Source organism: Desulfuromonadales bacterium (assembly GCA_035620395.1).
Classification (GTDB): Bacteria; Desulfobacterota; Desulfuromonadia; order Desulfuromonadales; family DASPGW01; genus DASPGW01.
Genome location: DASPGW010000025.1, coordinates 1 through 5603, shown reverse-complemented (window position 1 = coordinate 5603; position 5603 = coordinate 1). Strand labels below are relative to the sequence as shown.

Here is a 5603-nt window from a genome sequence, read left to right as displayed (position 1 = left end):
CATCGACGCTTCCTGGTTGTCCATGTAGCGGCCGATCGAGCCGCCGGCCAGGCCGCCGACCACCGCGCCGATGCCGGCACCGAGCAGCGTCCCCTTGGTGTCGCCGCCGATGGCCTGGCCGAGGCCGGCGCCGGCCGCCGCACCGATGCCCGTACCGATGGCGGCGCCCTTCTGCGTCTTGGTCATCGGCTGGGCGCAGCCCGCAGCGGTCAGGGCGACAGCGAGGCAAATAACAAGTGTTCTTTTCATGATCTTCTCCTTGAGATGGGTTTGCAGGGAATTACCTTCGCCTGGTTTCCTGAATAGGCGAGCCTGGGCGTCCGCCCTTGGTTGTCGAGGCCGCTGCCGGTTCGCAGCAGCGACTCAGTCATCGCCCCTCTTGTTTTTGTTTTTTCCGTTGCCGTGACCCTCTTTTTCTGCCTTTCCGGAATGGTAGGTCTTCCCTGCGTAGTGGTCCCGGTCCCCGCGGAGATGGTCCCGGTCCCCGCGGTGGTGGTCGTGGTCCCTGCGATAGTGGTCATGGTCTCTGCGGTCGTGGTCCCTGTCCCGGCGATAGTGGTCATGTTTTCGTTTGTAGCGTCCGTATTCCTCGTTGCGCAAGGCGATTATTTCGGCGTACCTGCGTTTGGCCAGGCCGGGCGGAAGTCGGTCGCGCTTCAGTACGATCCACGGGCCACCATAGCCAGGGGCGGCGTACCAGACTTCATCCTTACAAAGATAGTATCTACCGTCGATGCGAAACATGTCGTAGGGGACACCTACCGCCACCTGAAAACCGAGCGCTGCAGGCACGAGAAATAACGGAGGCTCGTCGACAATTATTGGCGCCGGCGACCGGTTGCCAATATGGATGTTGAGGTCGTAACCAATGTCCGCGGCAATGGCCGGCGAAGCACCGCAAAGACCGGCAGCAAGGAGCACGAGAAGTGCTTTTTTCATGGTGAGAGATCCTTTCCAAAAGACTTGAGACTATCCGAATATCAATACAGGGATTGCACTATCCCTGCCAATTCTCCGGCTGAGGAAAAACACTGGCAGGTTGCACCTTGGTTGTCCTTCGGTTTAAAACAGGGGTATTTCTGGGGTGGGAAGGGGAAAGCCCCTGCTCAGAGCTACGGGGCATTGGTAAATGCAGTTTTCAGCGGACCATGGCCAGGCCCTCCAGCAGAGCCTTATGGAAGCGGTCCGGCGCCTGGATCTGCGGTGAATGACCGAGGTCCGGGAAGGTGAGCAGGCGGGCCTTGGGAATGCGCGCGGCAGTCTCTGCTCCGAGGCGCCGGTAGTTGCCCAGCTTCTGCTGCAGCTCCGGTGGTGCGGTGTCCTTGCCGGGGGCAGTGTTGTCCTGTTCGCCAATCAGCAGCAGGGTTGGCATCTGCAGAAGGCCGAATTCGTAGAGCACCGGCTGCGTCATGATCATGTCGGCGGTCAGGGCGGAATTCCAGGCTACTGCCTCGCGTCCCGGCCCACGGAGCATCCCCGCCTGCATCTCCACCCACCGATCGTATTCGGGCCGCCACTGCCCGGCATAATAGGTGTTCACCTGGTATCGGCGGATGCCTTCGGCGTTCACCTTCAATTCGCGTTCGTACCACGCGTCCACCGTTCGATACGGGACCCCCAGCGCCTTCCAGTCTTCCAGGCCGATCGGGTTGACAAGCACCAACTGCTCCACCTGCCCCGGGAAGAGGAGCGCATAGCGGACGGCGAGCATCCCGCCCATCGAATGTCCCATGACCGTAATCTTCCCGATCTCCAGACTCGCCAGCAGCGCGCTGGTATTCACGGCCAGTTGATGGAAGCTGAACTGATACTGCGCCGGCTTGCTCGACTTGCAAAACCCGATCTGGTCGGGCGCCACCACACGAAAGCCCGCCTCGCTCAGCGCCTTCATGGTCCCTTCCCAGGTCGCGCCACAGAAGTTCTTGCCGTGCAGCAGCACCACCGTGCGGCCGTTCGGCTTGGCCGGTCGCACGTCCATATAGGTCATGTGGAGGTTCTGCCGTTGCGATTCGAAGGCGAAGTCAGCGGTCGGGTGGGGGTAAGCGAACCCTTGCAGGTGGGGGCCGTAGACGGGTCGTTCCGCGGCAGCGGAGCTCAGCGGCACGGCGAGAAAGAGAAGCAGCAAAAAGATCCGGCGCATGCTCATATCCTCCTGCTATCGAGGATGCCGGGATCAGCTGTTCAACTGGATCTTTCCCAGGCACCGTTCATCCCGGATGCGGCTCTCGCATTCGGCCACCCGGTCGAACAGTTCGGGGATTTCGAACGGCTTGTGGGCGACGACGCAGCCGAGGTCTCCAGCCAGACGTTTCTGGTCTTCTGAAAGCTCAGCGGCAAGAAGCAGCTTGTGGCGCACCGCCATCTTGCAGCCCTTCTCCGCCTGCAGTTGTAATAAATCGAGTCCGCTCATGGCGGACATCTGCATGTCGGTGATCAGAAGGTCGGCGCAGGGGTTTGCCTGCGGACAGGTGCCGTCCGGGTGCTGGTAGAGAGGGCAGGTGACGGGATAGGCGTAGGCATGGACTTCATGTCCGCGGCTTGTCAGGAGGACGGCCAACAACTCGCGTAGACGATTGTCGCTCTCCAGGATGATCGTTCTCGGTCGCATAGAGCCTCGCTTCCGGGTGGTAGAAAAGGACAAAAGGCCAGTGCCGGGGAACGGAAAATACCCTGGTGAGATATTAGCACAATCTCAGGTTGGCGCGATAGAAATATTGTATACGGAATGCAGCGGGCTGAGCAGAGGAACAAACGTGTGGGGTACCCCGGCAGGCTATGGTCGAAGTCCACGCCTGCTCATCTCCGTCCGTACTTCGTTGCGCCGGTCACGCAGTTGGTCCGCCACCGTCTGTCCCGAAACCTTACCGCTGACCTCTGCCCGCGCGGGATAGCTGCCGCCCCCGGCACCTCCCCTGCTGCCGGTTGCCGACCGCTCGACTTTCGCGATCTGGTCGTTGAGCTGGTAGTAATAGGTCTGCAGCTCTGCATCGGACATGGCGGCATAGCTCTTCGCCAGGAGCTCTGGGCTGCGGTCGGTACGGGCGCCGGTCGAGGCGCAACCCCAAACCAGCAGCAGAATGATGAGGCCGAACCACCAACGCGTTGACCGTCTTTCCGTCATGGAGTCCTCCCGTTTCTGTGCCCTTCAATTATAGCCTGCGCAGGAGGTTTATGCCCTCGTCCCGCCTGGCGATTGGATCCCGCAACGTGCCGATGGAAATATGGGGCGGTCTTTAGGGCCGCCCCATTCCATCAGGGTGACAATTCCGGAGTTCATTATCAGGGGCCAAACGGTTCTGGTGTGATCTTGGCACCCACCTCGTGTTTCGACAGGTACTCACCACCCCCGAGGGCCATTACTTTTCTCATGGCGCCCGAAATCTCGAAATCCGTCTTGCAGATCTTCACGTGAGTTGTTTTTTCCGGTGTGCCTTTTTCACTTTTCTCTATGTCCTTCATATCGGTCTCCTTTTCCTCACGGCAAATCGGGAAGGTATTTTCCAACTCTTCCCCTACCGGACTTTAATTACTCTCTAATAATAGAATACCTCCCCCGGTCCTTCTCAGTCAAATGCCGGGGCCGTCGCGCCGTCCGCCCTCGGTGCTGCGGATAGCCATGCGACGAAGGCAACTCCCTGATAAAATAATAGTAGAGGAAGGAGGAAAGGGGGTGGAAGCGATGATGGTTCCGGTCATGCTAAAAAACGGGACCGAGGAAATAGTCTCCTCTCAGGTTCTGGACAGGATGCTGGAATCCGATCAGGTTACGTTCTTCAGGCGTGGCAGTGGCTGGGTAGTCGTAGGTCGCGACGCCATTCGCGGGACAGGTGGCTGCCTCTATCGGGGCAGGGAGCGGCGGGCCGACTTGATCAGTGGCCTCCATTGACCCAAGGGTGCGGCGTGATCTTCACGGGGCGGTGGTCCCGGTGAGACGAGCAGCTCTGGATGGCACGTACCTGAAATCAGTCGGCCTACCGGGCAGGGTGCCGGGGGGGCCGGCTTTCTTTTTGAGGCGCATGCGGACCGCGGGAGCGCCGACGTACGCCTGCCCCCTTGCCAGCGGGCGGGTTGGGCTATAATGAAAGAAAGAGAGGAGAAGCGGCAGATGTATGAAACCCGCAAGGAATATGAAACCGTGGTGCAGCGACAGGTTGTGCTGCTGGAGTGGGCAATTGGTCGAGCGATTCGGCATGGCGAGGGCGCCCGATGTCCCCGATGCGGGGTGAAGGGTTGTTTCGACCTGGAGGGCCTCGGATTCGCTACCGACTGCAACTCCATCTACTACAGTACCGTCTTCAACGAGTGGCGCTGCCGGTTTTGTGATTACCGGATGTGCGCTTGAGAGACCGGTGCGAAAAGGGGAAATGGATGCAGCCGGGAAGGGGCGAGGGTTGTAGTGTACCTTGCCGGGGAGGGGGGCACTGCGAACGGGTGAGTCACTTATGGTCGGAAAAGAACCGGCAGGACGGCTGGATTGTTCCTGGCATCCCTCCGCGGAGTTGCTCGTCGGCATCCGTCAGTTCAACGCCGGGGAGTACTTCGCCTGCCACGAGACGCTGGAAGAGTTGTGGTTGGCGGAAAGGGGGGCGATGCGGCGGCTTTACCAGGGCGTTCTCCAGGTCGGCGTCGGACTGTACCATCTCCAGCGGGGAAACGAGCAGGGGGCCTTGATTCTGCTGGCGAAGGGGAAAGAGTTGCTTCGTCCGTATGGCCCATTTTGTCTGGGGATCGACGTGGCGGCGCTGGTGTGCGGCGCGGAGGAGGTTCTGGGGACCCTTCAGACTCTCGGCCTGCAACGAACGCAGGCTCTGGCTGCCGGGCTTTTCCCGCGGATCCGGGTGATCGGAGCGGCGGAAGAGGCGGAAGGCAGGAGAAGTGGAGCGGCGAGCGGGTAGGAGCGCCGCCCCTCTTTTTTTATATCAGGAGGCGCCTTCCTGCAGGGCCTGGTAATCCTGCACCACCATCTCCAGATGGTGGTGAGTCAACCGGGCGTTGAGCAGGAAAACCTCCCGGACATCGGGGTCGGAAACCTTTTCGGCAATCGAGCGCAGATCCTTTTCGAGGGCGGTTTCCCGTTCGATGGCCAAGGCCAGGGCGAGCGGTTCATCGAAGTCGCCGAGCATGGTCTGATGCAATGCCTGCCACCATTCCGAACCGGAATCCGGCGGCGCTGCCATCAGCTCATCGAAGGGCGGCAGATCATCCCATCGGTAAGCATCGTAAAAGGAGCGGGCATGCTCCCGTTCCTCTCTGGCCAGCAGGTGGAAGGTGAGCCGGGCCCGTTCGTTGAACATTCTCTCGCCGGCGTAGTGGTAATAATCCATCGCATCCTTTTCGGTCATGATGGCCCGGCGCAGGGCAACCTGCAGTTCCTGTTGTCTCAGAATCTTTTCCATGTCCCGCATGCCGGAACCTCCGTAAAAAGTTTCCCCCTCTACTGCAGGTTGCCGAACGGGTCGAACTTGGACAGGAAGAGATCGAAGTCGCCGGCGCTGAGGTTGCCGTCCAGAGCACCCGAGGTTTCGCCGGTCACGAAGACGTTCCCGCCGACGGCCAGTCCGGCAACGGCAACGCCGAATGCGGAATCATCTGCAAGCGTCCCC

General features: G+C 60.4%; 9 protein-coding genes. 2 read left to right on the top strand and 7 right to left on the bottom strand.

All coding sequences use genetic code 11. The features are described from left to right. The 6 genes from VD811_01520 to VD811_01495 all read right to left on the bottom strand — a co-directional run. The coding region (locus VD811_01520) for a glycine zipper domain-containing protein (protein ID HXV19650.1) at positions 1–249 on the bottom strand (249 nt) is incomplete at its 3' end. 114 nt (positions 250–363) lie between these two features. Then, on the bottom strand, positions 364–939 hold the full coding sequence (locus tag VD811_01515) for a hypothetical protein (GenBank protein ID HXV19649.1): 576 nt from the start codon (positions 937–939) through the stop codon (positions 364–366). A 199-nt stretch (positions 940–1138) separates the two neighbouring features. Then, on the bottom strand, positions 1139–2140 hold the full coding sequence (locus tag VD811_01510) for an alpha/beta hydrolase (GenBank protein HXV19648.1): 1002 nt from the start codon (positions 2138–2140) through the stop codon (positions 1139–1141). Positions 2141–2173: 33 nt separating this feature from the next. Then, positions 2174–2608, bottom strand: a complete 435-nt coding sequence (locus tag VD811_01505) for a hypothetical protein (GenBank protein HXV19647.1) — start codon at positions 2606–2608, stop codon at positions 2174–2176. 165 nt (positions 2609–2773) lie between these two features. Continuing rightward, on the bottom strand, positions 2774–3121 hold the full coding sequence (locus VD811_01500; GenBank protein ID HXV19646.1) for a hypothetical protein: 348 nt from the start codon (positions 3119–3121) through the stop codon (positions 2774–2776). A gap of 158 nt (positions 3122–3279) precedes the next feature. Then, a complete protein-coding gene (locus tag VD811_01495; GenBank protein ID HXV19645.1) occupies positions 3280–3504 on the bottom strand; it encodes a hypothetical protein in 225 nt (74 codons plus the stop codon). 601 nt (positions 3505–4105) lie between these two features. Here VD811_01495 and VD811_01490 point away from each other — a divergent pair. Further along, entirely contained in the window at positions 4106–4342 is a 237-nt protein-coding gene (locus tag VD811_01490) for a hypothetical protein (GenBank protein ID HXV19644.1), read from the top strand. Between the two features lie 100 nt (positions 4343–4442). Beyond that, a complete protein-coding gene (locus VD811_01485) occupies positions 4443–4895 on the top strand; it encodes a DUF309 domain-containing protein (protein HXV19643.1) in 453 nt (150 codons plus the stop codon). A 24-nt stretch (positions 4896–4919) separates the two neighbouring features. On the opposite strand, the gene VD811_01480 is transcribed toward VD811_01485, so the two are convergent. Next, on the bottom strand, positions 4920–5405 hold the full coding sequence (locus VD811_01480; protein HXV19642.1) for a ferritin family protein: 486 nt from the start codon (positions 5403–5405) through the stop codon (positions 4920–4922). Positions 5406–5603: the final 198 nt, after the last annotated feature.

Excerpts from the sequence above, each read along its gene's own strand:
- VD811_01505 (HXV19647.1), bottom strand. The coding sequence starts at position 2,608 with ATGCGACCGAGAACGATCATCCTGGAGAGCGACAATCGTCTACGCGAG.
- VD811_01485 (HXV19643.1), top strand. The coding sequence starts at position 4,443 with ATGGTCGGAAAAGAACCGGCAGGACGGCTGGATTGTTCCTGGCATCCC.
- VD811_01490 (HXV19644.1), top strand. The coding sequence starts at position 4,106 with ATGTATGAAACCCGCAAGGAATATGAAACCGTGGTGCAGCGACAGGTT.
- VD811_01480 (HXV19642.1), bottom strand. The coding sequence starts at position 5,405 with ATGCGGGACATGGAAAAGATTCTGAGACAACAGGAACTGCAGGTTGCC.
- VD811_01500 (HXV19646.1), bottom strand. The coding sequence starts at position 3,121 with ATGACGGAAAGACGGTCAACGCGTTGGTGGTTCGGCCTCATCATTCTG.
- VD811_01515 (HXV19649.1), bottom strand. The coding sequence starts at position 939 with ATGAAAAAAGCACTTCTCGTGCTCCTTGCTGCCGGTCTTTGCGGTGCT.
- VD811_01510 (HXV19648.1), bottom strand. The coding sequence starts at position 2,140 with ATGCGCCGGATCTTTTTGCTGCTTCTCTTTCTCGCCGTGCCGCTGAGC.